21 protein-coding genes and 1 tRNA gene are annotated in these 25,732 nt (G+C 58.7%); 15 read left to right on the top strand and 7 right to left on the bottom strand.

What is annotated here, in order from left to right; translation table 11 throughout:
* The first annotated feature begins 13 nt into the window (after positions 1–13).
* The gene (gene meaB / locus HMPREF2708_RS02680; RefSeq protein ID WP_070831983.1) at positions 14–1,126 is read left to right on the top strand and encodes a methylmalonyl Co-A mutase-associated GTPase MeaB; all 1,113 of its coding nucleotides are present in this window, start codon (positions 14–16) and stop codon (positions 1,124–1,126) included.
* 157 nt (positions 1,127–1,283) lie between these two features.
* Here the strand turns inward: meaB and HMPREF2708_RS02675 are convergent, their stop codons facing one another.
* On the bottom strand, positions 1,284–1,616 hold the full coding sequence (locus HMPREF2708_RS02675; protein WP_038625442.1) for an ArsR/SmtB family transcription factor: 333 nt from the start codon (positions 1,614–1,616) through the stop codon (positions 1,284–1,286).
* 188 nt (positions 1,617–1,804) lie between these two features.
* Here HMPREF2708_RS02675 and cls point away from each other — a divergent pair, with 188 nt between their 5' ends.
* Entirely contained in the window at positions 1,805–3,298 is a 1,494-nt protein-coding gene (gene cls / locus HMPREF2708_RS02670; RefSeq protein ID WP_083321846.1) for a cardiolipin synthase, read from the top strand.
* Positions 3,299–3,377: 79 nt separating this feature from the next.
* On the opposite strand, the gene HMPREF2708_RS02665 is transcribed toward cls, so the two are convergent.
* A tRNA-Leu gene (locus tag HMPREF2708_RS02665) sits at positions 3,378–3,463 on the bottom strand.
* Positions 3,464–3,675: 212 nt separating this feature from the next.
* Here HMPREF2708_RS02665 and HMPREF2708_RS02660 point away from each other — a divergent pair.
* Entirely contained in the window at positions 3,676–4,260 is a 585-nt protein-coding gene (locus tag HMPREF2708_RS02660; RefSeq protein WP_070831980.1) for a YbhB/YbcL family Raf kinase inhibitor-like protein, read from the top strand.
* A gap of 138 nt (positions 4,261–4,398) precedes the next feature.
* Here HMPREF2708_RS02660 and HMPREF2708_RS02655 read toward each other — a convergent pair whose 3' ends face one another.
* The 3 genes from HMPREF2708_RS02655 to HMPREF2708_RS02645 all read right to left on the bottom strand — a co-directional run bounded on the left by HMPREF2708_RS02655 (position 4,399) and on the right by HMPREF2708_RS02645 (position 7,707).
* Positions 4,399–5,499 (bottom strand): quinone-dependent dihydroorotate dehydrogenase, encoded by a 1,101-nt coding sequence (locus HMPREF2708_RS02655; RefSeq protein ID WP_070831977.1) that lies wholly within the window; start codon positions 5,497–5,499, stop codon positions 4,399–4,401.
* Complete coding sequence (locus HMPREF2708_RS02650; RefSeq protein WP_210400309.1) at positions 5,500–6,663, bottom strand: hypothetical protein; 1,164 nt, start codon at positions 6,661–6,663, stop codon at positions 5,500–5,502.
* 108 nt (positions 6,664–6,771) lie between these two features.
* A complete protein-coding gene (locus HMPREF2708_RS02645; RefSeq protein ID WP_070432142.1) occupies positions 6,772–7,707 on the bottom strand; it encodes an aldo/keto reductase in 936 nt (311 codons plus the stop codon).
* Between the two features lie 132 nt (positions 7,708–7,839).
* Here HMPREF2708_RS02645 and HMPREF2708_RS02640 point away from each other — a divergent pair, with 132 nt between their 5' ends.
* The 4 genes from HMPREF2708_RS02640 to metH are packed head-to-tail and all read left to right on the top strand — an operon-like array spanning position 7,840 to position 14,229.
* A complete protein-coding gene (locus HMPREF2708_RS02640; protein WP_070831971.1) occupies positions 7,840–8,721 on the top strand; it encodes an undecaprenyl-diphosphate phosphatase in 882 nt (293 codons plus the stop codon).
* 18 nt (positions 8,722–8,739) lie between these two features.
* Complete coding sequence (gene mshC, locus HMPREF2708_RS02635; RefSeq protein ID WP_070831968.1) at positions 8,740–10,110, top strand: cysteine--1-D-myo-inosityl 2-amino-2-deoxy-alpha-D-glucopyranoside ligase; 1,371 nt, start codon at positions 8,740–8,742, stop codon at positions 10,108–10,110.
* A 2-nt stretch (positions 10,111–10,112) separates the two neighbouring features.
* Positions 10,113–10,520: a hypothetical protein gene (locus tag HMPREF2708_RS02630; RefSeq protein ID WP_070831964.1), complete on the top strand. Its 408-nt coding sequence runs from the start codon at positions 10,113–10,115 to the stop codon at positions 10,518–10,520.
* Between the two features lie 49 nt (positions 10,521–10,569).
* Entirely contained in the window at positions 10,570–14,229 is a 3,660-nt protein-coding gene (metH, locus tag HMPREF2708_RS02625; protein WP_070831961.1) for a methionine synthase, read from the top strand.
* A gap of 94 nt (positions 14,230–14,323) precedes the next feature.
* On the opposite strand, the gene HMPREF2708_RS02620 is transcribed toward metH, so the two are convergent.
* Positions 14,324–15,232 (bottom strand): thioesterase family protein, encoded by a 909-nt coding sequence (locus tag HMPREF2708_RS02620; protein WP_070831958.1) that lies wholly within the window; start codon positions 15,230–15,232, stop codon positions 14,324–14,326.
* 155 nt (positions 15,233–15,387) lie between these two features.
* Between HMPREF2708_RS02620 and HMPREF2708_RS02615 the strand changes: the two genes are divergently transcribed.
* From HMPREF2708_RS02615 to HMPREF2708_RS02595, 5 genes are all read left to right on the top strand, one after another.
* Positions 15,388–16,071 carry an HAD family hydrolase gene (locus HMPREF2708_RS02615; protein WP_083321845.1) on the top strand — a complete coding sequence of 228 codons (684 nt, stop codon included), beginning with the start codon at positions 15,388–15,390 and terminating at the stop codon, positions 16,069–16,071.
* Between the two features lie 22 nt (positions 16,072–16,093).
* Entirely contained in the window at positions 16,094–16,357 is a 264-nt protein-coding gene (locus HMPREF2708_RS02610; protein WP_005510825.1) for a phosphoribosyl-ATP diphosphatase, read from the top strand.
* 15 nt (positions 16,358–16,372) lie between these two features.
* Positions 16,373–17,218 (top strand): ATP phosphoribosyltransferase, encoded by an 846-nt coding sequence (gene hisG / locus HMPREF2708_RS02605; protein ID WP_070831952.1) that lies wholly within the window; start codon positions 16,373–16,375, stop codon positions 17,216–17,218.
* 354 nt (positions 17,219–17,572) lie between these two features.
* A complete protein-coding gene (gene aspA, locus HMPREF2708_RS02600) occupies positions 17,573–19,021 on the top strand; it encodes an aspartate ammonia-lyase (RefSeq protein ID WP_070831949.1) in 1,449 nt (482 codons plus the stop codon).
* Positions 19,022–19,061: 40 nt separating this feature from the next.
* Positions 19,062–20,375, top strand: a complete 1,314-nt coding sequence (locus tag HMPREF2708_RS02595) for an anaerobic C4-dicarboxylate transporter (RefSeq protein ID WP_070831946.1) — start codon at positions 19,062–19,064, stop codon at positions 20,373–20,375.
* A gap of 178 nt (positions 20,376–20,553) precedes the next feature.
* On the opposite strand, the gene HMPREF2708_RS02590 is transcribed toward HMPREF2708_RS02595, so the two are convergent.
* Positions 20,554–21,441, bottom strand: a complete 888-nt coding sequence (locus HMPREF2708_RS02590) for a RecB family exonuclease (protein WP_070831943.1) — start codon at positions 21,439–21,441, stop codon at positions 20,554–20,556.
* A gap of 133 nt (positions 21,442–21,574) precedes the next feature.
* On the opposite strand from HMPREF2708_RS02590, the gene HMPREF2708_RS02585 reads away from it, so the two are divergent.
* The 3 genes from HMPREF2708_RS02585 (at position 21,575) to dop (ending at position 25,674) form a co-directional block, all read left to right on the top strand.
* Positions 21,575–22,417, top strand: coding sequence for a tRNA (adenine-N1)-methyltransferase (locus HMPREF2708_RS02585; protein WP_070831940.1), 843 nt, complete (start codon positions 21,575–21,577; stop codon positions 22,415–22,417).
* Between the two features lie 109 nt (positions 22,418–22,526).
* Positions 22,527–24,104 carry a proteasome ATPase gene (gene arc / locus HMPREF2708_RS02580; RefSeq protein WP_246840309.1) on the top strand — a complete coding sequence of 526 codons (1,578 nt, stop codon included), beginning with the start codon at positions 22,527–22,529 and terminating at the stop codon, positions 24,102–24,104.
* Positions 24,097–25,674 (top strand): depupylase/deamidase Dop, encoded by a 1,578-nt coding sequence (dop, locus tag HMPREF2708_RS02575; RefSeq protein ID WP_070831934.1) that lies wholly within the window; start codon positions 24,097–24,099, stop codon positions 25,672–25,674. Before arc ends, dop begins: the two co-directional genes overlap by 8 nt.
* The last annotated feature ends 58 nt before the right edge of the window (positions 25,675–25,732 follow it).

The raw sequence follows: 25,732 nt of genomic DNA, 5'->3' as shown, positions 1-25,732 counted from the left end.
TTGAGAAGTAGCGATGAACGAGTATCTTGAAGAAAACCTGGGCACCCTCGTCACTACCGCTGGCACGGTTGTTGAGGGAAAGACCGCTGTAGCTCCCGAAGTAGTCCGTCGTGCGCGACGACGGATAGATGTCGACGACCTCTTTGAGGGCGTGCGAGCTGGGAACCGCACTAAGTTGGCTCGGGCGATCACGCTGTTGGAGTCGACTGCTCCGGCACATAAGGTGCTGGCTCAGGAACTACTGGTGAAGTTGCTGCCATTTTCCGGAAAGGCTATGCGTGTCGGCCTTACCGGTGTCCCCGGCGTCGGTAAATCAACCACGATTGAAACCCTCGGGCTGAAGCTGATTGAGGAGGGCCACCGCGTTGCAGTGCTGGCCATCGACCCGTCGTCGACGAAGTCCGGTGGTTCGATTCTGGGCGACAAGACCCGTATGTCCCGGCTCTCGGCCGCGGATGAAGCCTTCATCCGTCCGTCGCCTTCTGCGGGCACGCTCGGTGGTGTCGCCAAGGCAACCCGTGAAGCCATGGTGGTGCTGGAGGCCGCAGGCTACGACATTGTCATCGTCGAGACTGTCGGCGTCGGCCAGTCCGAGGTCGCGGTGGCACAGATGGTGGATACGTTTGCATTTCTGGCACTCGCCGGCGCTGGTGACCAGCTCCAGGGCATCAAGAAGGGTGTGCTGGAGATGGCCGACGTGATTTCTATCAACAAGGCGGATGGTAAGAACTTGCGCCCGGCAAAGCGCGCTGCGCGTGATCTGATGACGGCCATGAAGATGGTGCGTTCCTCAGATCAAGTCTGGACTCCACCGGTGCTGACTATGTCGGCATTGGAAGACGACGGCATCGACAAGTTCTGGCAAGCCATCGAAGACCATGTCGAGGCTATGCACGAGAATCATCTCTTCGATGAAAACCGCGCTAACCAGCAGATTAAGTGGATGTGGTCCATGGTGCACGAAACGCTCTTGCAGCGACTCAACACCAACGAGGCTGTGCAGATAGAGAGCTCCCTGGTGGAAAAACAACTCCGCTCGGGGCAGCTCACACCGACGCTCGCTGCCCAGCGCATCATGGAGGCTTTCGACAAAGGAAGGGCACCGAACGCCGGGCTCGACGATTAGATACTGAACAACGTAGCTCCCACCAGCGAGACCAATTCCTAGCCGCGCGGGTGGGAAACTAGCAGCGCCAAAGACAAGCAACCCTGCGATCACCTATCGGAGTCTGTCCGGTTGGGTCGCGGGGTTTTCGTCGTAAAGCGAGCGTATCCGTGTGTGCCTACTGACCGCGATGATGGGGCGGATCGCTGTAGAGCGTGTGTTCGGCGAAGTGGAGAGCGTTGACCACCAGGTTGGTGAGGTGCTCGTCGGGCTGCGAATAGAAGCTAGACGTGCCCTCCTTGCGGGCCTGCACCATATTGGCCATGCGCAACTTCGCCAGGTGCTGAGAAATCGCAGGGATGGGGCGATCGAGCGCACTAGCGATGGCGGTGACGGTCATCTCCCCGTCACGAAGGAGTGACAGGATGGAGAGCCGCGTCTTGTCCGCCATCAACTTCAGTACGTTAGTGGCAACGTCGAGCTCGGTGCTCGTAGGAGCCTTCTCAGTCATTTGGAGGGGTAAGTCCTTTCGAAGTCGACATGCCAAACACTTACTATGTTCAATGAGGTGAACATTACTACGTATTGATACCAGTATTCAATTTCAGATGTCACAATAAGCTGTCGCAAAAGAGGGGAGAGCACTCCTAATGGGCAGCGACCAAAAATACTGAAAATTGCTTCAGTAATATCATCTGCATGGATTGGTTGATGAGCGCCTTCCCATGGCTGGTGGAGGACTTAACGTGGTGGCAAGTACTATTTTTCGCGCTCGACTACACGATTAAGTTCATCGCGATTGGATGGGTGCCGGAAAACCGAAGCCCATCGGCATCGACGGCGTGGCTGCTAGTGATTCTGCTGATCCCATTTATCGGCCTACCTCTGTTCCTCTTCCTGGGTTCGCAGCAGATCACGGGCCGCAGGCACAAGGTACAGGCACTGGCACAGGAGCTCATTGCGGAACGTACCGAGCATCTGCCCGACGTACCGGAAGATGCCAAGATAGAAGATGACGTTGTCAACGTATTCAAGCTCTCGCGTCAGCTCACGGGAATGCCGGCAATTGCCAGCGCGGAAAAAGGACTTTTCACCGAATTCGATGCCTCCATTGACCGCATGATTGAGACCATCGATGCGGCTCAGAAATCTATCCACGTGCAGTCCTACATCTTTGCACTGGATTCCAGCACGGAGCCTTTCATACAGGCTCTCGAGCGCGCGCACGACAGGGGACTAGAGGTCAAGGTACTGGTCGATCCAATTGGTTCGTGGAAATACCCCGGCTACTACAAGCTGAAAAAACGCCTGAACCAGTCCAAAATCTCCTGGCACCCAATGCTGCCCGTGAGCTTACTGAAGCTCACCTGGCGCCGCCTGGATCTGCGTAATCACCGCAAGCTCGTAGTGATTGATGGCGACATTGTATTCATGGGCTCGCAGAATTTGATTGAGCCCGAATACCAGAAGAAAAAGAACCATAAGATCGGCCGCCGCTGGGTGGACACCTGGATTGAGCTCGAGGGCGATATTGCGCTGGCCTTCGACGCAATTTTTGCGGTTGATTGGACCAGCGAGCTGTACAAGACCCCAGATGCCACCAGGAACTATTCACTCCACACCACTGAGGTCAACGACAACTACAACGTGGTCCAGGTGCTGCCGTCGGGTCCGGGCTTCAGCACGGAGCCGAACCTGCGCGTGTTCAATAACATGATCTACCAGGCGCACGAGCGGATTATCGCCGTCAGCCCGTACTTTGTCCCGGACGAGTCCATGCTCATGGCGCTGACCTCCGCCGCATATGGAGGCATCGACGTTCAGCTCTACGTTAACGAAGAGTCCGATCAGTTCATGGTCGGCCACGCGCAGCAGTCCTACTACCAGGCACTGCTAACCGCTGGCGTGAAGATTTACCGCTATCCGGCGCCTGCCGTCCTGCACTCCAAGTTCATGGTTATCGACGACCGCATGGCCATGTTCGGCTCGTCCAATCTAGATATGCGCTCGTTCGGCCTCAATTACGAGATCACGCTTCTTTCCGCCGCCGGTTCCATCGTGGACAAACTAATCACGCTTGCCGACGAGTACCGCGACGAATCCCTCCTGCTCACCCAGGAGGAATGGAATGACCGCCCCCTTCGCCAGCGGTACCTGGACTCTGTTTTCCGCTTGACCTCGGCGCTGCAATAGGGCAGTACCATAGAGGTCCGCCAGAAAACGCAAAGATCCCGAGAGCTGCATTTACTGCAGTTTCTCGGGATTTATCTTGTGTCCGGAGGGGGACTTGAACCCCCACGCCCGTTAATAGGGCACTAGCACCTCAAGCTAGCGCGTCTGCCATTCCGCCACCCGGACCGGGTAGGAAGCACTTCCGTGCTGACCTGTGATACTGTATCCCGACTACATAATGAAACACAAATTGGCAGGTCATCGGGGCATTAAGGTGCCAAACCTGGGTGTAATTACATCTCCGTTGTTAGCCCCGCATCCGCCTTGGATTTGCACTGAGGATAGGTAGTCTGGCGAAGTCCCTGCAGCGCGCTCATAAAGTAGGCACACTGGTAGTTATGACTACGAATTCCAACGACACCACAAACGACGCTACAAATAACACTGTAAATGCTCCGGTTTTCCCGGGCCCGGATCCGTACGCACCGCTGAAGGATTTGCCAACCTTCGAGCTGTCCTCGCCAGATATCAAGGACGGCGAGAAGATTGCGGATGAATTCCGCGCTCCGTCGAATGTGTCCCCGCAGCTGGATTGGGCCAATCTGCCGGAGGGCACTAAGTCCATTGCCGTGACCTGCTTCGATCCGGACGCCCCGACTGCTTCGGGATTCTGGCACTGGGCTGTGTTCAACATTCCAGCGACCGAAAAGGGGCTACCACAGGGAGCTGGCTCCGAAGACGGCTCTAAGCTGCCAGACGGTGCTATTCAGCTTGTCGGCGACTCGGGCATGCGTGGTCACTACGGAGCTAACCCACCGGCGCAGCATGCCCCACACCGTTACATGTATGCGGTGCACGCGGTCGACGTCGAAAAGCTTGATGTTCCGGAAGATGCGACGCCGACAGTGCTTGGCTTCAACCTGTATTTCCACTCGATTGCGCGTGCCATCATCACGCCGTGGTGGGAGAACGTCGGGGAGTAGGGATACGACGCCCACACGGGCAACTCGACCGACCGGGCACGATACTCATACAGAAAACCCCGGGACCAGCGCCTTCATGGCAGCAGGACCCGGGGTCACGTGTTTATTGGATGAAAAAGCCTCAACGGTTCTCAGCAGTTAACCACGCCACGGCAGACCACAGCCGACAGCCTCCGAAATGGAGTAGAAGCCCTGAGCTCGAATCTGGCGAGCCAACCCTTGGTGAATGTCACGAATCCAGTCTGGACCGCCATAGATCAACGGTGTGTAGCCCTGCAGCAGGGAAGCGCCGTTGGCAATCCGCTCCCATGCCTGCTCAGCAGTCTCGATGCCGCCGACGCTGATGAGAACAAGTTTGCCTCCGACGCGCTCGTGCAGCAGCTTCAGTACCTCTAGTGACCGAGCTGCCACAGGTGCACCCGAGACTCCACCGGCACCCATCTCCGCGACTTCATCCGCGGGCGTACGCAGGCCCTCGCGAGAAATGGTGGTGTTGGTTGCCACAATGCCCGCCAGCCCCAGATCAACAGCCAGGTCAGCAACTGCAATGACATCCTCGTCGGAGAGATCTGGAGCGATCTTGACCAGCACCGGCGAGTCTGTCTCCTCAGTCACCGCTGCCAGAATCGGCCGCAGGGACTCCACCGCCTGGAGGTCGCGCAGACCCGGCGTGTTCGGTGAGGAGACATTGACAACCACATAGTCCGCCAAGCCTCCGAGCTGGCTGGCCGATTCTCGATAGTCATCGACGGCCTCTTCGAGCGGAGTTACCTTGGTCTTGCCAATGTTGATACCGATGACGTCATCGCTGCGACGCGCCCGCAGGTTCTCCGCTACAGCGGCGGCACCGGGGTTGTTGAAACCCATACGGTTCAAGATGGCGCGGTCTTCCTTCAGGCGGAACAGACGCGGACGATCATTGCCCGGCTGCGGCTTGGCAGTCACGGTTCCCAGTTCCGCGTAGCCAAAACCAATTGGGCCCCAGCAATCCGGGGCAATAGCAGCCTTGTCGAAGCCCGCGGCGAGCCCCAACGGACGCGGGAAGTCCACACCGAACACGGTTTGACGCAGCACAGCATCGTCAACAACGAGTAGCTTGCTCACCGCCCGCTGAAGACTCTCCGACTTCTGCAGCCCCTTCAGACTCTTCGAAATGACCTCGTGAATTTGCTCCGGCGGAACCTGGAACATTGCTTTTAGCGCGAGTTGATAGGACTTGGCGCGAAGTTTCGAAGGCATCTACTTAGTCTCTCCCTCGGAGTTGTCTGCTCCCTTGGTGTCACCTGCACCGGTCGGTAGTTTATCGGCTGGCTCCCGAACCGACATCTCCTCACGGATTTTCTCTGCATCCTGCTTGAAATCAGCAACTGCCTTATCGACGTCCGCGGAGTCAAAAATCTGAGCCCCGTCACCGGTAGCCGAGAAGACGCCAATCTGGCCATCCTCGGTGGCAACAATCGACTGTGGGTCTGCAACCGTGTTGATGTCCGCGACCTTGACTGGGGTACCCGAGCTGACGTCGTAGCCAGTCAGCTTGTTCACCTTCGTCGAAGTGACCCAGACAATTCCGCGCGATTCATCGACTGCTACCGCCCACGGAGCCTCCGGAGCCGGAGCTGCCTGGTGGAGGCGAATAATGTCGGTGGCAGTGTAAATAAGCAGCTGGTTGCCCTTGGTGTCTGCGGCAGCGATGACATGGTCACCAGATGCCACCTTGCCGACGCCGATACCCGCACGCAGCGCAGAGCCAGCGCGGGACTCATCGAGCTTAAGCTCATGCACCGAAGTCTCCGGGCGGTTGACCTCTAACAGCTTGACGTCCGCGTCACTGTCCGCTTTGGGAATCACAACGAGCTGCGAACCGTTATTGGCAGCCTTGAAGTCACTGGCCAACTCGCCGTCAGCGCCGAACACATCGACCACATTGCTATCCGCATGGGCACCGATGATGCGGCCGCCTTCCAGACCAACTGCGGCGGAGTAGTTAGTGCCACGGCCGACAACGGCCGCTTCCGTAGCCTGGTCAGTGATGACATGGATGCCATCTTCACACGGCAGCAGAGCATTAGGGCCGCCCGGCGCGAGTTCGCCACACTTCGCGTCCAGCTTCATCGAACGCTCGATTGGGTTATTCAGCGGACCGGCAAACATCTTGTCCCCGGCCTTCAGGACAACTCGATCGCCGACCAGCACGGCATCAGTGATGCCCTCATCAATCTTCTTGGCTTTCCCGATAGCAGTATCGGGAGCAGCGGGTGAAGCGGCCGGTACTGGCGTGGCGTTGCCCATTCCGGCATCGATGTCTCCTTCCACATCGGAGGAGCACCCTGCCAGGACCACTGCGCTAGCGGAAAGCCCCGCTAGAAGGGAGGTTATGACACGTCGACGACTGTTTTCACTCACGCTATAGAAACTACCACCCCGGCCGGATTACTTTGTGGACGCCTCCAGCCGTGGGAAGTTCTCGCATTCGTTGCGCTTTATAAGCCTTTATAAGAATGCGGTTACTGATTACAGCGTGACGTCGTCAAGCGCGTTGCAAATCTGTGGTGGCAGCGTGAGTTGTTCGGCGGTGAGGTTTTCGCGTAGCTGAGCGCGGTCTCGAGCGCCAACGAGGATCGAGGTGACGCCCGGCCGATCGCGCGCCCAGGAAATCGCTGCGACGGCAGCACTGACGCCGAGCCCCTTGGCTGCGGTGGTCAGCGCACCTGCGACCGTGACGCCGCGTGTGTCGAGGTAGTCCTGTACCTCTGCGTCGGCGTGTTCGGAAGCAGCGCGGGAGTCCTCCGGAATGATGTGCTGGTATTTGGCGGTCAACACACCTTGGGCCAGTGGGGCGCCACCGATAAAGCCGAGACCCAAATGCTCACAGGCGGGCAGCAGCTCAGCCTCAGGGCTTCGCTGGAGCAGCGAGTACTCATGCTGTGCGAACACCGGAGCGATTCGATTCGCGGCGGCATGCGTCACCGCTGCTTGCCATCCGCTGTATCCACGCAGTCCGGCGTAACGTACTTTCCCCGTGCGTACAGCCCATTCCAGGGTGTCGGCGACCTCTTCCGGTGGGGTCAGCCCATCCCAGTAGCCGGGCGACCACAGATCAATGTGTTCGACGCCGAGACGTCCGAGCGTATCGTCGAGGTCTTTTTGCAGTGTCTTACGCGAGCAGTCCACGCGCCTGCCGACGGGCCGCTCGGGGTGTATGCCAGATGCGACCGAAAGCACCAATTCGTCGGCAACGCCGCGCTTTGCGATGACTGCACCCAGCATGTCGGCAACAGTGTCGCCGCCGTGGAGTGGGGAAGCATCGACAAGGTTGCCTCCGGCGTCGAGGAAGTCCGTCAGGATGCGTCCGGCCTCGTCTTGCCTGGTACCCGCACCCCAGGTGGCCGTACCCAGCCCCAAGGCGGAGACGCGTAAACCGCTGTTGCCCAGAATTCGTTGTTGCACGATTTTTACTTTAGGACACCTGTGTGCGGTCGCGGGAAAACTGCCACGGGAGAGGTCTCGCTACGGCCGCGCCGAAACGTCGCTATAGCCACAACATAAATCGGACGAGTAGCCTATACACCCGTGACTATCATGACGACACTAAGCGCCTCAGCGGATACTGCTGTCGATACCGCCGGCACCGGTATGACCTGGGCGCAGACGATCATCCTGTCCGTAGTGCAAGGTCTGACGGAATTTCTCCCGGTGAGTTCCTCGGGGCACTTGCGGATTGTCTCTGAGCTGCTGTGGGGCCAGGACGCCGGCGCATCCTTCACCGCTGTAGTACAGCTCGGCACCGAATTGGCTGTGCTGGTGTTCTTCGCCAAGGACATCTGGCAGATTCTCACTGGTTGGTTTGCCGGCCTGTTCAATAAGGAAGCACGCGGTTTCAACTACCGCATGGGGTGGATGGTGATTGTCGGTACACTGCCGATTGCCATCATCGGCGTGCTGGGGAAGGATCTCATCCGCGACAATTTGCGCAATCTCTGGATTACAGCCGCTGTGTTGGTGCTTTTCTCCTTTGTCTTTATCGCCGCAGAGAAGTTCGGCCGTCGTGAGCGCAACTATGAAGAGCTGACCATGCGAGATGCCATCGTCATGGGTTTCGCGCAGTGTCTGGCGCTCATTCCGGGGGTGTCGCGCTCGGGCGGTACGGTGTCTGCCGGCCTGTTCTTGCACTTGGATCGAGAGGTTGCAACGCGCTTTTCCTTCTTGCTGGCTATCCCCGCTGTTTTCGCTGCTGGAATTTTTTCGCTTCCAGACGCGTTTGACCCTGCGGCGGGACAGGCCGCTAGTGGTGCGCAATTGGCCATCGGTACGCTGATTGCCTTCGTCGTCGGTTATGCGTCTATCGCATGGCTGCTGAAGTTTGTGTCGAACCACTCCTTCGCTTGGTTCGCCGCGTACCGCATCCCGGTCGGTTTGATTGTTATGGTGTTGCTCGGCTTCGGCACGATCAACGCTGTTTAGTGAGGTAGTGAGTATTTAATGCATTCGTGGCCCCAACCACAGGTTCCCAGTCTCGGCGATGCGCGCTTCGATGTGTTCAACCGCGCCAGCAATGTAGGTACGGCGCATTCGCTTGACGACGAAAGCTCAGCATCGGTACCCCTATGCCTCTACGACACCGCGGATCAGAAGGTCTCCCAGGTGGAAGCGGGGCCAGAGGCGACTATGTACGTGTGTGGCATCACGCCCTATGACGCCACGCACCTGGGACACGCGGCAACCTACCTCACCTTTGATCTGATTTACCGTCAGTTGCTGGACAATGGGCACTCGGTGCATTACGTGCAGAACATTACCGATGTCGATGACCCGTTGTTCGAGCGTGCGGAGCGCGATGGGGTGGACTGGCGCGAGCTGGGCACCTCGCAGATTGATTTGTTCCGCTCGGATATGGAAAACCTGTCGGTGATTCCGCCGCGCGACTACATCGGTGCCATTGAATCCGTCGGCGAGGTCGTGGAAATGGTCGAGAAGCTGCTGGAAAATGGATCGGCCTATCAGCTCACCGATGACGAGTACCCGGATGTGTATTTCCGCAAGGATGCCACCGAAAACTTCGGTTACGAGTCCAATTACTCGGCAGAGCAGATGGCGGAGTTCTTTGCGGAGCGCGGTGGCGACCCGGATCGTCCGGGCAAGGAGAATCCGCTGGACGCGCTGGTGTGGCGTGCCGCGCGCCCCGGGGAGCCGAGCTGGGAGGCTCCTTTTGGTGCGGGCCGGCCGGGTTGGCACATTGAGTGCTCGGCGATTGCTACCAACCGCTTGGGTACTACCTTCGACATTCAGGGCGGTGGCTCGGACCTGGCTTTCCCACACCATGAGTTCTCGGCGGCTCACGCTGAGGCCGCTACTGGTTGTGCACGTATGGCCCGTCACTATGTTCACGCTGGCATGATTGCGCTGGATGGTGTCAAGATGTCCAAGTCACTGGGCAACCTGGTGTTTGTCTCCAAGTTGGTGGCCGCCGGCGTGGATCCGAGTGCGATTCGTATTGGCGTGTTCGCCAGCCATTACCGCTCTGATCGCGATTGGTCGGACGAGGTGCTGGAGGCGGCCAAGGCACGTCTCGAGACCTGGCGTGCGGCTTGCGCAGCTACTAAGACTGCCACCGATGAGAAGGCGGTGAGCGCGGCAGCGGCACTGGTCGCCGATGTGCGCGCAAGCCTGGCCAATGACTTGGATACGCCGGCTGCACTGGACGCTATCGATGCCTGGGCTGCGGAGTGGTCCTCGGCTATCGGCAACAAGGCAGAAGCTGGCGGAGCAGAGGATGCCGCAGTAATCGGCGCAGCGGGCGCCGGAGAATTCGTTGCCACCGCGCTGGACGCGCTGCTGGGCGTTAAAATTTGAGCATGAGCAACTCAGATTTGTCTGCTGTCGAAGTAACGAAAGAGAACATCGATAAGCTAGTTGCCGATTTGCGCATGTTTGCCACCGGCAGCTACCTGCAGCCCGAGGAACGCGAGTTCTGGGAGCCACTTTTTGACGAAGCGGTAGCCGACCAGGTCGGGGAAGCTCTCCGTGAGGCCGCCGCTGGTATTGATCAGGCGGCGGAGCTGGCCGTCGATAAGCGAGAAGAAGCCGCAACGCAGGCGGTAGAGAACTGCCTACAGCGCGTGGCTGCGATTGAGCATGAGCACGGTGGCTCGCTTTTTGACGAGGAGCTCGACGCGATTCTCGCGATTATCAATTCCGCAACGAAGGCTGCCGGTTTGGATCTACCTGCGGTGAAGGCGGAAAGCTACTTTGAGATGGAATAACCAGCCCGATTAACGGCGCGGTTATGAAAGTAGACTAAGGTGTCTACTTATGACTGATCGCCACTCTTCCGAGTTCCTCACCGCACTGGACAGCCGTGTACTCATTGGCGACGGCGCCATGGGCACCCAGCTGCAGTCTTTTGACCTCGACGTTGACGCGGACTTCCTCGGCTACGAGGGCTGTAATGAGATTCTCAATGACACTCGTCCCGACATTATCGAGACGATTCACCGGCGTTATTTCGAGGCCGGCGCCGACCTGGTCGAAACCAATACCTTCGGCTGTAACTTCCCGAACCTCGCGGATTACGACATCGAAGACCGTATCCAGGAACTAGCGCACAAGGGCACCGCAATCGCCCGCAAGGTCGCTGACGAAATGGGGCCGGGGCGCGAGGGCATGCGACGCTTTGTCCTCGGTTCGCTGGGCCCGGGCACGAAACTGCCGTCTTTGGGGCACGCTCCGTACGCTCAGCTTCGCGACGCTTACACGGAGGCCGGACTCGGCATGATTTCCGGCGGCGCGGACGCGTTTTTGATTGAAACCTGTCAGGACCTGCTGCAGGTAAAGGCGGCCGTCAACGGTGTCAAGGCCGCAATGCGGCAGGCCGACAAAAAGATTCCGATTGTCGTCCACGTGACTGTCGAGACCACAGGCACCATGCTGATGGGCTCGGAGATTGGTGCAGCCCTGGCAGCGCTGCAGCCGCTGGGTATCGACATGATTGGTCTGAACTGTGCAACGGGTCCGGACGAGATGAGCGAGCACCTGCGCTACCTGTCCAACTTCGCGTCCATCCCGGTATCGGTGATGCCGAATGCGGGTCTACCAGTGCTGGGCAAGAACGGTGCGACCTACCCGCTGACCGCCCCAGAACTGGCCACTGCGCTGCGCGGCTTTGTTGAAGAGTTTGGCCTGGCGATGGTCGGTGGCTGCTGTGGTACGACGCCAGAGCATATTTCCGCTGTTCGCGATGCTATTACCGGCGCTGGCGCCTACGCTGAGCAGGGCCCAGCCGTTCAGGCAGCACGCCCATCGACGGATCCGGATGCAAAGCCAATCGATGAGGTCGCTTCTCTGTACTCGGCAACCCCGCTGACGCAGACAACCGGTATCACCATGATTGGTGAGCGCACCAACGCCAACGGCTCCAAGGCGTTCCGCGAGGCCATGCTGGCCGGTGATTGGGAGAAGTGCCTTAACACCGCCCGCGGTCAGGTCACCGATGGCGCACACATGATTGACCTGTGTGTCGACTACGTGGGGCGCGACGGTCGCGATGACATGGCAACCCTGGCATCTCAAATCGCCACCTCGGTGACGTTGCCGGTCATGCTGGACTCCACGGAACCGGAAGTTCTTAAGACTGGCCTGGAGCACCTCGGTGGTCGCTGTGCGGTCAACTCTGTGAACTTTGAAGACGGCGATGGCCCTGAGTCGCGCTACCAGCGTATTATGCGCCAGGTTGTTGAGCACGGTGCTGCCGTGGTCGCTTTGACTATCGACGAAGACGGTCAGGCGCGTACGAAGGATAAGAAGGTCGAGATTGCCGAGCGCCTCATCGCCGACATCACCGGCACTTGGGGACTGCGCGAGCAGGACATTATTGTCGACTGTCTGACTTTCCCGATTTCCACTGGGCAGGAGGAAACTCGCCGCGACGGCATCGAAACCATCGAAGCCATCCGCGAACTTAAGCGCCGCCACCCGAACGTGCACACAACGCTCGGCCTGTCCAACATCTCCTTCGGTCTGAACCCGGCGGCTCGCCAGGTGCTCAACTCGGTGTTCCTCAATGAGTGCATCGAGGCCGGCTTGGACTCCGCCATTGCCCACAGTTCCAAGATCTTGCCGATGAACAAGATCGACGACAAACAGCGCGAAGTCGCGCTCGATATGGTCTACGACCGCCGTCGTGAAGCGGGACACCCCGACGGGGAGTACGACCCACTGCAGGTCTTCATGGAGCTCTTCGAAGGAGTCTCCGCCGCTGACGCGAAGGATGCCCGCGCTGAGAAACTCGCCGCTATGCCGCTGTTCGACCGCGTGGCGCAGCGCATCATCGACGGCGAGCGCACAGGTATCGAAGCTGACCTCGATGAGGGCATGAAGGAAAAGGAACCCCTGGCGATCGTCAACGAGGACCTGCTGCGAGGTATGCAGACCGTTGGTGACCTGTTCGGTTCCGGTCAGATGCAGCTGCCATTCGTGCTGCAGTCGGCCGAGACGATGAAGGCCGCGGTGAGCTACCTCGAGGGCTTTATGGATGCCGAGGATGCCACGGGCTCCAAGGGCTCGATTGTGCTGGCCACGGTGAAGGGCGATGTCCACGACATCGGCAAGAACCTGGTGGAGATTATTCTCTCCAACAACGGCTACACCGTGCATAACCTGGGCATTAAGCAGCCGATTGCTACGATTTTGTCCGCGGCCAAGGAACTAGATGTCGACGCCATCGGTATGTCCGGCCTGCTGGTGAAGTCCACTGTGGTGATGAAGGACAACCTGCTGGAGATTAACTCCGCCGGTGATGCCGCCCGCTTCCCAGTGCTGCTCGGCGGTGCCGCGCTGACGCGTAGCTACGTGGAAGACGACCTGTCCGAGCTCTACCACGGCGATGTCTACTACGGCAGGGATGCCTTCGAAGGACTGCGCATCATGGATGAGCTGATGGCAGCTAAGAAGGGCCTCGGCCCAGACGAGAATTCGCCTGAGGCCGTCGCCGCCCGCGAGAAGAAGGAAGCTCGCCGCGCCCGCCGTGAGCGTTCCAAGCGCATCGCTGCGCAGCGCGCCGCCAAGGCTGCTGCTGAAGCCCCCGAGGTGCCAGAGCGTTCCGACGTCGCCGCTGATGTCCCCGTTGCGACACCGCCGTTCTGGGGAACCCGCATCGTCAAGGGTCTGCCCCTCGACGACTACCTGACCACCCTCGACGAACGCGCTCTGTTCATGGGGCAGTGGGGCCTGCGCGGCACCCGCGGCGACGAGGGACCGAGCCACGAGGAACTGGTCGAATCCGATGGTCGTCCACGCCTGCGCGCATGGCTGCAGCGCCTGCGCGCCGAGAACATTCTCCAGCATGCGGCTGTCGTCTATGGCTACTTCCCGGCAGTTTCTGAGGGCGATACCGTCCACGTACTGCCGCTGCCTGCGGAAGGGGAGCAGCCCGACCCCACGGCCGAGCCAGTGGTGTCCTGGACCTTCCCGCGCCAGCAGCGCGGTCGCTTCCTGTGCATTGCTGACTTCATTCGCTCGCGCGAAGATGCCATCGCCGCAGGGCAGACCGACGTCATGCCGTTCCAGCTGGTGACCATGGGACAGCCCATCGCTGACTTCGCCAACGATATTTACGCCAAGAACGAATACCGCGACTATCTGGAGGTTCACGGTATCGGTGTGCAGCTCACCGAGGCGCTGGCCGAGTACTGGCACCAGCGCATTCGCTCCGAGCTCGCGTTCTCCGACGGCACAAGTGTTGGCGCGGAAGACTCCGACGATACCCAGGACTTCTTTGACCTGAAGTACCGTGGCGCTCGTTACTCCTTCGGCTATGGTTCCTGCCCGGATCTGACCTTCCGTCAGGGCATGATTGACCTGCTGCAGCCGGAGCGCATCGGCGTGGAACTCTCTGAGGAGCTCCAGCTGCACCCAGAGCAGTCCACCGATGCGTTCGTGCTCTACCACCCGGAAGCGAAGTACTTTAATGTGTGATGTATTTTTAGCCCCTGACCTGCGTCGTTAGGCCGCTATCCACCCCCGTATCTGTGGTAAATCTGTGGGCAGTGCGGGGGTGTGTCATCCGAGACTATCCCTGCGGGCGCACCAGCAAAGTCTGCATGCTGCGACCTATCGGTCCGTGCGCATCATAGAGCTCGCCCGCCGTCATACCGATTCCATCGGGCCCGATGGAACCGCGGGCAGAGATTCCCACCCAGCCACCGCCTTCCGGCTGCGACTCCGATTCCGCCGACTTCTCCGACGGGCTGAGCTGGGGGAGTCGGTGCAGATGAACTACTAAATCAGTGTTCATGAATGCCCACTGATGCGGGCTCAACGTGGCACCGATGCCGTTGGCCGTATCGGCGACTTGCATGACTCGCTCCACCGCAGTCGGCTCCTCACCGAGCACAATTGGGTGTGGCGCGCGTACCCAGTGAATCTTCGTCCCCGCATCATCCTTCGTCGCTGCTGCACGGGCTTCAATGGACTCAATGTAGCCACCACTCCAGTCTTCAGTAAGCGGAATGTACTCCGCGGTACTTTCCGCCGGGCCAGGCACATGTTTGTCGAAAGCGCGCTCAATATCCCGCGTATCCGCCGTGGCCATCATCCACGCAGATGCAGTGGCAACGGGGCGCCAGACACCCTTGACGTCGGCAAGCAATTCAGCCTCAACTTTGGCAATCTGACGTCCCGGTCGCGACACCCACGAGCGCGCCCGCAACTCCGTATACGGCACGGCGGAGAGCAAATCGACAGCTATGCGAGTGATGCGCATTCCCTCGCTCTTTAGGCGGCGACGTTCCAACATGCGCGTCAGTAGGGCAGACGGCGGCGCCCCGTGCTGGAACGGACCCCACGCACCGTAAGTGAAGCTGGTGGGCATGAATCGTTCGTAACTCAATTCATTTTCGGTGATAGGCCCCAGCGGAATGAAATAGGCCTCGGGGTTGTCGATGGCTTGCGCGAGCGAATCTGTCGTGGGGTTGGTCATAGCTTGTTAATGCCTTTCTTTCGCGCGGGACACGTTTACGCACTATCTTCCTGAAATCCCTGGCGGTACTTTTCTACCTAAAACCCTAGCCCTTAATCCCGTGGCCTTGCTGACATAATCGCCAAATACATTCTCACCTGGCATAGTCGCATGGTGTGAAAGCAATTTTGTGGGACATGGACGGCAGCCTCATCAACACGGAACCCCTGTGGGAGATTGCCACGTACGACCTCTCGGAATTCGTAGGCCGTCGCCTGACTCCGGAGTTGCGCATGCAGTGCGTCGGCAACACGCTCTGGGACACGCTGTCGATTTGTGCTGATCACGCGGGACGCACGCTTGACGACGAGCTATTTTCCTCGGGCTCCCAATTCGTTGAAAACCGCTTCACAGAATTGGTTCTAGAGCATGGGGTGGAGTGGCGCCCGGGCGTGCCGGAGATTTTGGACCAGGCCCGAGCTGCTGACATTCCGGTGGTGTTGGTGACCAATACTCGCCGACACGTGGCGCAACCCTGCATTGATGTCATGGGGGAGCAGCACTTCGCGGCGACAGTGTGTAGCGATGAGGTGGCCAACGGCAAGCCGGCACCGGATCCGTACTTGCGTGGCGCAGAGCTCGCCGGATTTGCGCCAGAGGACTGCCTGACTATCGAAGACTCCTCAACGGGGGTGCGCTCTGCACTCGCTGCGGGATGCACGGTGGTGTGGAATCCAATGCCGGATGTGAGCGTTTCGCAAGCTGATGTGGAGACGCTAGTACCCCCGGCGCGCTTCATTTCGGGCAATTTGGATACCTCGAATTTGGGCTTATTGCGGGCTGCTTTCGCGGGCGAGTAGACGACATGGAACAATAGACCAGGTGAAGAACTTTGATGACCTGTTTGCAGAGCTGAAGGAAAAAGCACAGTCACGTCCCGAGGGATCGGGCACAGTCAAGGCGCTAGACGCTGGTGTGCATTTCCAGGGCAAGAAAATTGTCGAAGAGGCCGGTGAGGTCTGGCTTGCAGCTGAGCACGAATCTGACGAAGCCCTCGCAGAGGAGATTTCGCAGCTGTTGTACTGGCTGCAGGTGGTCATGGTCGGTCGCGGGCTGAGCCCCGAGGATGTTTACAAGTACCTGTAGGAGAAAATCAACACCATGCTGCGTATTGCCGTGCCCAACAAGGGATCGCTGTCCGAGGCGGCAGTCGAAATCCTGAAGGAAGCTGGTTACCCGGGTCGAGGCGACTCCAAGCGCCTGACCATCCACGACGAAGCCAACGACATTGAGTTTTTCTTCCTTCGCCCGAAGGACATCCCGATCTACGTTGGCAACGGTCATCTGGATTTGGGTATCACCGGCCGCGACCTGGCCGCTGACTCGCTGGCTCCGGTCGATGAGGTTCTGAATCTGGGCTTCGGCGCCTCGACCTTCCGCTACGCCGCCCCAGCCGATGAGGAGTGGACCGTAGAAGCTCTGGAGGGCAAGCGCATTGCCACCTCGTACCCGAATCTGGTGCGCGAAGACCTGAAGGCACGTGGCATTAACGCCACCGTCATTCGCCTTGATGGTGCAGTGGAGATTTCCATCCGCTTGGGAGTTGCCGACGTTATCGCCGACGTTGTCTCCACCGGCCGCACCCTGCGTAAGCAGGGGCTCAAACCCTTCGGCGAGGTTCTAGTCAGCTCCGAGGCAGTCGTGGTCGGCCGCCAGGGTGTGGAGGTCACCGAGGAGCAGCAGGTGTTCCTGCGTCGTATGACCGGTATCCTGCATGCCAAGACGTACCTGATGATTGACTACAACATCCGTGCGTCCGCGCTGGAAGAGGCATCCAAGCTCACCCCGGGCCTGTCTGGCCCGACCGTGTCGCCGCTGGCTAACGAGGATTGGGTAGCAGTTCGCGCGCTAGTCCCGAAGGCCGAGGCCAACCCGCTCATGGATGCCCTGGCGAAGATTGGTGCCGAGGCAATCTTGGCCTCCAACATCCGTATCGCTCGAATCTAGTTACTAGGTCCGGTTGCGCGGAGTTAGTTGCGTGTTTTTAGCTTGGGCGCGCCGAGTTGCTTTGGGGACGGCTACACGGGTCTAGTTGCATATTGGTGGGAGAGCTAGTCGCGCGTAGCCAAATGCGAGCTCGCAAGAGCCAGATGCGAGCTCACTAAAGGATTTCAATCTTTACCTGTTTTTGCGTAAGTAGTAGCGTTGACCATAGAAGGGCGCACGGCGTTAGCCGGATTGAAGCAGCAATCTCCTGTGTGAATGCGGCAAGCACGCCGACGCTGTAGTTTTGACAACACAACCATGTCTTGTCAATCACTGCAGCCCACAAGGCTGCGACTCCTAGAAGGGATTGTCCATATGTCCGCAACACGCACCGAGGTTGACCTGCTTGGCTCCATGGAGGTTCCAGCAGAAGCTTATTACGGAATACATACCCAGCGCGCAATCGACAACTACCAAATCTCTGGCAAGACCATCAATGATGTGCCGGAGTTCATTCGCGGCATGGTAATGGTGAAAAAGGCCACTGCTATTGCCAACCAGCGCGTCCATACACTGCCGAGCGATGTTGCGGAAACTATTGTCGCCGCCTGTGATGAAATCCTGGAAAAGGGACGCTGTATGGATCAGTTCCCAATCGATGTCTTCCAGGGCGGAGCTGGAACAAGTGTCAACATGAATACCAACGAGGTCGTTGCCAACCTCGCGCTAGAACTCCTTGGCCAGGAAAAGGGACGCTACGACATCATTCACCCCAATGATGATGTCAACCAGTGCCAGTCGACCAATGACGCCTACCCAACTGGTTTCCGCCTTGCTGTCCACATGTCTCTGCTAAACCTGCAGAAGCACTTTGATTCCCTGGTTGAAGCGCTGCATGCCAAGGGCGATGAATTCAACGACATCATCACGATGGGGCGCACACAGCTCCAGGATGCCGTTCCTATGACTCTGGGGCAGGTATTCCACGCATTTGCCAACAACCTTGAGGAGGAGCAGGAGTCCATCGCAACCGCGTCGGCACGCCTGCTGCAAATTAACCTCGGTGCGACTGCCATCGGCACTGGCGTGAATGCGCCGGCGGGCTACCGCGAGGCCGTAACACAAGCGCTTCGGGAAGTCAGTGGTTTTGATGTGACCTCCGCGAAGGATTTAATTGAGGCTACCAGCGATACTGGCGCATACGTCAGCGTGCACGCCTGCTTGAAGCGCGCGGCCATGAAGATTTCTAAGATGTGCAACGACCTTCGCCTACTGGCATCGGGTCCGCGTGCTGGTTTGAACGAGATCAACTTGCCAGAGCGTGCTGCTGGTTCGTCAATTATGCCGGCGAAGGTTAACCCAGTGATTCCGGAAGTCGCAAACCAAGCCTGCTTCAAGGTTTTCGGCAATGATGTCACGCTGACCTGGGCCGCCGAGGCCGGCCAGCTTCAGCTGAACGTGATGGAACCAGTCATTGGCGCATGTCTTTTTGAAACGATTAGTCTGCTACGCAACGCCACCGATACTCTTCGAGACAAGTGCATCACCGGTATCACTGCAAACGCTGATGTGTGCCGTGGCTATGTCGACAATTCGATTGGTATCGTGACCTACTTGAATCCGGTCATTGGCCACTACGAGGGAGACATGGTCGGCAAAGAGGCCGCTCGCACTGGTAGGTCTGTCCGCGACATTGTGCTTGAGCGAGGACTTATGGATGAGTCTGAACTCGACCGCGTCCTGAGCACCGAAAATCTTATGCACCCAGAGTACCGAGGTAAGCGATACGTAGCAGGGGAGTCTCGACTCGACAACCTGTCTTAGACGGTCTCCGGAATAGCTTTGTGACTTTTCGGAGATTCACGTGTTAGTTGCAGTCCAAATCCTCATCGTCTTAGCTGCTATCGTCCTGGGCGCGCGTCTTGGTTCGATTGCAATCGGTTTTGCCGGTGGTCTTGGCGTTTTGGCGCTCGGTATTACCGGTATCCCGGTTACCAAAGATGACATACCCTTCGATGTCATCGGCATCATAATGTCGGTCATTGCGGCCATCTCGGCAATGCAAAAAGCCGGTGGCATGGACTACCTCGTCCATCTTGCCGAGCGTTTGCTTCGAAAGAATCCGCGCCACATTACTTACTGGGCACCAGTAGTCACTTATCTCATGACGCTGCTTGCCGGCACCGGCCACACCGCGTTTTCGACCCTGCCGGTTATCGCAGAAGTAGCCAAGGAGGGAGGCGTGCGCCCGTCCCGCCCGCTGTCCGTCGCAGTTATCGCGTCACAGCTGGCAATCACAGCATCGCCAATCTCCGCAGCCGTGGTGTTGATGGCATCGCTTATGGAACCGCAGGGCGTTGGCTACCTCACACTTTTGGCTATTGTCATCCCGTCAACGTTCCTCGCAATCCTTCCTACTGCTTTTGTCACCAATCATCTCGGCGAGGAGCTTTGCGACGATCCGGAGTACCAAAGCCGCTTGGAAAAGGGGTTGGTCTCTAAGCCACGTGGCCAGATGAGCGAATACATACCAACCAAGTCGGCCAAGTGGTCCGTGGCGATTTTCCTGCTTTCGATTCTCGCGGTGATGGTTTACGCGACCATCAGCACTGAGCAGGTCGGGCTCATCGCTGATCCCACGCTTCCACGAAACGAGGCGATCATGTCAATCATGTTGACCGCCGCTACCGTTATCGTGCTTGCTTGCAAGTTAGACGCAGCAACTATTTTGAACACCCCAGTGTTTAAATCGGGCATGTCCGCCAGCGTCTGCGTTCTCGGTGTGGCGTGGCTGGGAACCACAATTATCAACCACTACATCGACGACATTAAGACCGCGTCCGGCAGCCTACTGACCTCGATGCCATGGATGCTCGCGGTCGTGCTTTTCTTTGCAGCAGCTCTCCTGTACTCACAGGCAGCTACAACCAAAGCCATCATGCCCGCAGCTCTGGCGGTGGGCGTTTCGCCGATTACCGCAATTGCTTCGTTCGCCGCGGTTTCAGCGCTGTTCGTACTGCCGACTTATCCGACACTCCTTGCCGCAGTGGAGATGGATGACACTGGTACAACCCGTATCGGCAAATACGTGTTTAACCACTCGTTTATCATCCCGGGCACACTTTGCATTGCCCTGGCCGTCGCGTTTGGTTTCGCTTTCGGCAGTGTGCTGTTGTAGTGAGGGTCTACCTAAAACACCGCATAGAGAAACTGACTAGGTTTATGGCAAAAACTGAACAGTTAATTCCATTCACCCGCTATAAACCTAGTCAGTAACTTTTACTGGCGCCGTTACCGCCGACGGCGGCACCCCGCGAAAGCTAACAACCCTCGAGAGCCACCGCTATCCGCAACTTTTACTCAGTGCCACCATCACCGACGGCGCCTGGCCAGCCGGGGTACTCCGGTGTGACCCCGCCGTAGGCAGGGCACAACTCCTGGAAAGAACACCACCCGCAGAGCTTGGACTTCTTCGGCACAAAGTCACCGGTTTCACCGTCGCGCACGATGGCCGACCACAAGTCGGCAATCTCCGCTTGGAAAGCCTCTAATTCTGTCGCGTTGGGGCTCAGTACCAGATCATCGGCAACCTTCAGGTACATCAACCGCAACTGCTCCGGGATACGACCGGTGAGTCGCCACCACGCCAGCGCATAAAAACGCATCTGGAAAAGTGCCTCATCCTGGAAGCGAGGAGAAGGCTTCTTGCCCGTCTTGTAGTCGACAATCCGGACCTCACCAGTCGGGGCAATATCGACGCGGTCGATAAAACCACGAAGCGGCACCGACAACGGCACGGTCTGATCCGCATCCGGATCGATAACCAGCTGAACGAATTTTTCCATCTCGGCCGCATCGAAGCCCATGGGGTTTTCCATCATGAAGTACCCCTTGAGCAGTCCGCGGCATTCGACCAGGAAGTTGTAGTAATCATCCTCCGGAACTAGCTCAATCAGTTCCTCGTCCTTTGCACGCATATCCTCCCAGGTCGGCTTCAGGCGCTTCACCGCCGCTGGGTAAGTGCGTTCTTCCCGGGGCCAGGCATGCATCTGTTCGAGCACAGCATGTACCAATGTGCCCTTGACCTGCGCGACAGTCGACGGCTCCGGAATCTTGTCAATCGCACGGAACCGGTACTTCAACGGGCACTGGCGGTAGTCATTAGCTCTCGACGGCGACAGCGCCAACTTAGAGCGGCGGGAAGGTTGAACTGCTGACTTAGAACTTTGGGCATTGTCGGGCATACTAGCCAGGTTAGAGTACCGTCCCGATTTGGCCGCATTCGCGCCCGTACGAGTCACGACCAAACACAATCCAACACGACCCCAACACGATCTAGCCCGACCCAACCAAACCCCAAAAGGAGCCCACACACCTATGGCATTGAGCGGACCATTCCAGGTCGGCGACCGAGTCCAGCTGACTGACTCGAAGAATCGCCACTTCACCGTCATCCTCGAGGAGGGTGGCAAGTTCTTCACCCACCGCGGCACCATCCTCCATGACGACCTCATCGGCGCCAAGGAAGGCACCACCGTCACCTCCGGCGAAGGCACGGTCTACCTGGCCATGCGTCACTTGCTGGTCGATTACGTCCTGTCCATGCCGCGCGGCGCTGCGGTGATTTACCCGAAGGATGCCGCACAGATCATCGTCGAGGGCGACATCTTCCCAGGTGCGCGGGTACTGGAGGCCGGAGCTGGCTCCGGCGCACTCAGCCTCAACCTGCTCCGCGCAATCGGCGCTGACGGGCAGCTTATTTCCTACGAGGTCCGCGAGGACCACATCGAGCACGCCGAACGCAACGTTGTCGACTTCATGGGTCACAAGCCCGACAACTGGGACTTGCGCCTCGGCGATCTCAACGAAGCCTCCGTCGAGTCGCTCGGCGGTCCAGTCGACCGAGTCATTCTGGACATGCTCGCTCCGTGGGAATGCCTGCACACCGTCTCGAAGGTGCTCCAGCCTGGCGGCGTGCTCATGGTCTATGTCGCCACCGTTCCGCAGCTAATGAAGGTCATGGAGGGCATCCGCGCCCAGAAGTGCTTCACCGAACCACGCGCCTGGGAATCCCTGGTCCGCGACTGGAATGTTCAGGATCTCTCCGTCCGCCCGGCGCACCGTATGCAGGCGCATACCGCGTTCCTGGTGTGGGCACGCAGGCTTGCCGACGGCACGGTGCCTCCGCGTCCACAGCGACGAAATCAAAAGAAGCTGTAAGACCGCCGCTTCGCGCTGGGAGGTGTAGCCGTCGTAAAGCGTGATACGACACACGGTCTAAATCGACCAAGCGACAACAGCGGCGGACCCAATGGGTAATCTGGGGTACATGACAACGCCGTCTGACAAAATCCGTGATCTAGAGCAGAAGAACTACAACCTCGGCATTCGTAATAATCGCCTGGTTGAGCTGTTGCGAGACTCCCGTAACAAGCTAGAGCTGCTGCGCCAAGACATGGAGGACATGCTGGAGCCGCCTAGCACGTACGGGATTTTCCTCAAGCCGGGGCCGGAGAAAGGCACAGCAGAGGTGTTTACCGGTAATCGTCGGATGCGTCTGAGGGTGCAGCCGGAGATTAACGAGCGGGCGCTTCGGCCGGGCGCGCAGGTGCGTCTGAATGAGGGGTCGATAATCGTGGAGGACTGCGGTTACCCGGAAAGCGGCGATATCGCCAATGTCCGCGAGGTGCTGCCGGATCGGGAGCGCATTTTGGCTTCGGATACTCACGGTGAGGAATTCGTAGTGTCGCTGGCGGGGGATTTGTCGCCGAAGCCGGGGGACTCGGTGATGATTGACCGCAAGTCGGGCTATGCGTTTGAGGTCATTCCGAAGTCCGAGGTGGAAAACCTGGTGCTGGAAGAGGTACCGGATGTCACCTACACGGATATCGGTGGTTTGGACAGTCAGATTGAGCAGATTCACGACGCCGTGGAGATGCCATTCCTGCAGCCAGAGCTGTTTGAACAGTACAACCTGCGTCCGCCGAAGGGCGTGCTGCTCTACGGTCCTCCCGGCAATGGTAAGACGCTGATTGCCAAGGCTGTGGCTAATTCGTTGGCACGCAAGATTGCGCTGTCCAGGGGTAAGAGTGAAGCGGAGGCGCAGCGGGCGCAGTCGTACTTCTTGAATGTCAAGGGTCCGGAGCTGCTAAACAAGTTCGTCGGTGAGACGGAGCGTCAGATTCGTTTGATTTTCGACCGTGCTCGTGACATTGCTGAGGATGGCAAGCCGGTTATTGTCTTCTTCGACGAGATGGACTCGATTTTCCGCACTCGTGGTTCGGGTATCTCCTCGGATATGGAAAACACTGTGGTTCCGCAGCTGCTCAGTGAGCTCGACGGTGTGGAGGGACTGGAAAACGTCATCGTGATTGGTGCCACCAACCGCGAGGAAATGATAGACCCGGCAATTCTGCGCCCGGGACGCCTGGATGTGAAGATTCGCATTGAACGCCCGAATGAGGCTGCGGCGAAGGATATCTTCCGCAAGTACTTGACTCCAGAGCTGCCGTATAACGCAGCCGAGGTGGAGACACGCGGCGGGGTGGAGCAGAATGTCGCCCACCTCATTGACCAGGTTGTTGAGCGGATGTACGCCAAGACGAAAGAAAATGAGTACGTGCGGATCCGCTATGCAGATGGCACCGGCGAGGTTATGTACTACCGCGATTTCAACTCCGGCGCGATGATTTCCAACATCGTCGACCGTGCGAAGAAGTCCGCCATCAAGTCGGTTATCGCTGGCGGCGAGGCTGGTATTAGCTTGGATCACCTGCTGTCCGCAGTGGCGGAGGAGTTCGCGCAGAACGAGGACCTGCCGAACACCTCGAACCCAGATGAGTGGGCTCGTATCTCCGGTCGTCCGGCGGCGCGCGTTGCCTCGGTCGAGGTGATTCGCCATGGCTAATTCCGCCGCAAATTCTGCACAGCCGAACCGCTTCTTCGGCACCGAAATTGAGTACGGCATTTCCAGCCCGGACAACCCGGATGTCAGCCCAATTCTCACCTCTACGCAGGCCGTGCTAGCTTTCGCGCACGAGCAGGAGGAGGGCCTGTCGGGGCGCATCCGTTGGGACTACGCACCGGAGTCGCCACTGCGCGACAGCCGCGGCTTTGACCTGCGCCGCTACCACCAGCCACCGATTGTGGATCCAAACGCCGTCGGCGCTGCAAACCTGCTGGTGCAGAATGGTGCCCGTTTCTACGTCGACCACGCACACCCGGAATATTCCTCACCGGAGACGGCAACTGCCCGCGAAGCGGTCATCGCTGACCGTGCAGGTGACAAGATTATGCTGCGGGCAGCTCAGCTTGCCGCAGAAGCCACCGATGCCGAGGGCAACCCCGGCCCGGTGCTCAAGCTCTACCGCAACAATGTCGATGGCAAGGGTGCCTCGTATGGCGCCCACGAGAACTACCTTTTCTCCCGGGAAACCGAGTTCGATGACATTGTCGCCGGTCTGACACCGTTCTTCGTCACCCGCCAGGTGTTTACGGGCGCTGGTCGCGTCGGTCTGGGCCAGATAGGGCAGGAGTCGGGTTTCCAGATTTCGCAGCGCGCGGACTACATCGAGACTGAAGTCTCGCTGGAGACCACTTTGAACCGCGGCATCATCAACACCCGCGATGAACCACACGCCGACTCCAATCGCTTCCGCCGCCTGCACGTCATCATCGGTGATGCCAACATGAGTGAGGTCGCCACCTTCCTCAAGCTGGGCACCACAGGTTTGGTCATTGATGCTATCGAGGACGGCGTGCGTTTCGACGATCTGCAGCTCCGCAACCCCGTCGAGGCGGTCCATAAGGTCTCCCGAGACCTGACCTGCACCGAGAAGCTGCAGCTGGCGGACCATGTCACATGGATGTCCGCGGTGGAAATGCAGTACGAGTACCTGCGTCGCGTGGAGAGCTACGATCAGCAGGGCGACGTCGTCAAGCTCTGGCGTGAAGTGCTCGACGTGCTTGCCGACGACCCCCGCAAGGCAGCCCACCTGCTGGATTGGGTGGCGAAATACAACCTCATGGAGGGCTTGCGTACCCGCCTGGGCGCGGGCTGGGATCACCCAAAGTTGGCGCTGATTGATATTCAGTACTCGGATATTGACCCTGCTCGTGGGCTGTACCATGCGCTGGTGCGCCGTGGCTCGATGCGCACGCTGGTGACCGAGGAAGAGGTTGACCGCGCGGTTGAATACGCACCGGAATCCTCGCGTGCGTATGTGCGCGGTGGCATTCTGCGCCGCTTTGGCAAAGATGTCGTCGCGGGCAGTTGGACCAGCTTAGTGGTGGACACTTCGGGGGTGTATCGACGCACTCGTGACGTGGAGTCGCCTGGAATCACGCTGGCCTACATTACGCTGGATGAAGTTGACCGTTTCACTGCCGCAGAATGCGGTGACGTGTTGGAGTCTGCGGAGACAGTGGCCGAGGTGGTCGAGCATCTGCGTACGCTCGGGGCTATCCACGAACAATAGGCACGCATAGTGCGGTAATAGAGCAGTAATACTTAAAAGTTGAATTTCTTGAAGGAGC

Source organism: Corynebacterium sp. HMSC073H12 (assembly GCF_001837775.1).
GTDB classification, from domain to species: Bacteria; Actinomycetota; Actinomycetes; order Mycobacteriales; family Mycobacteriaceae; genus Corynebacterium; species Corynebacterium amycolatum.
Note: the sequence above shows the minus strand (reverse complement) of the source record. Positions and strands in the feature narration are given on the sequence as shown.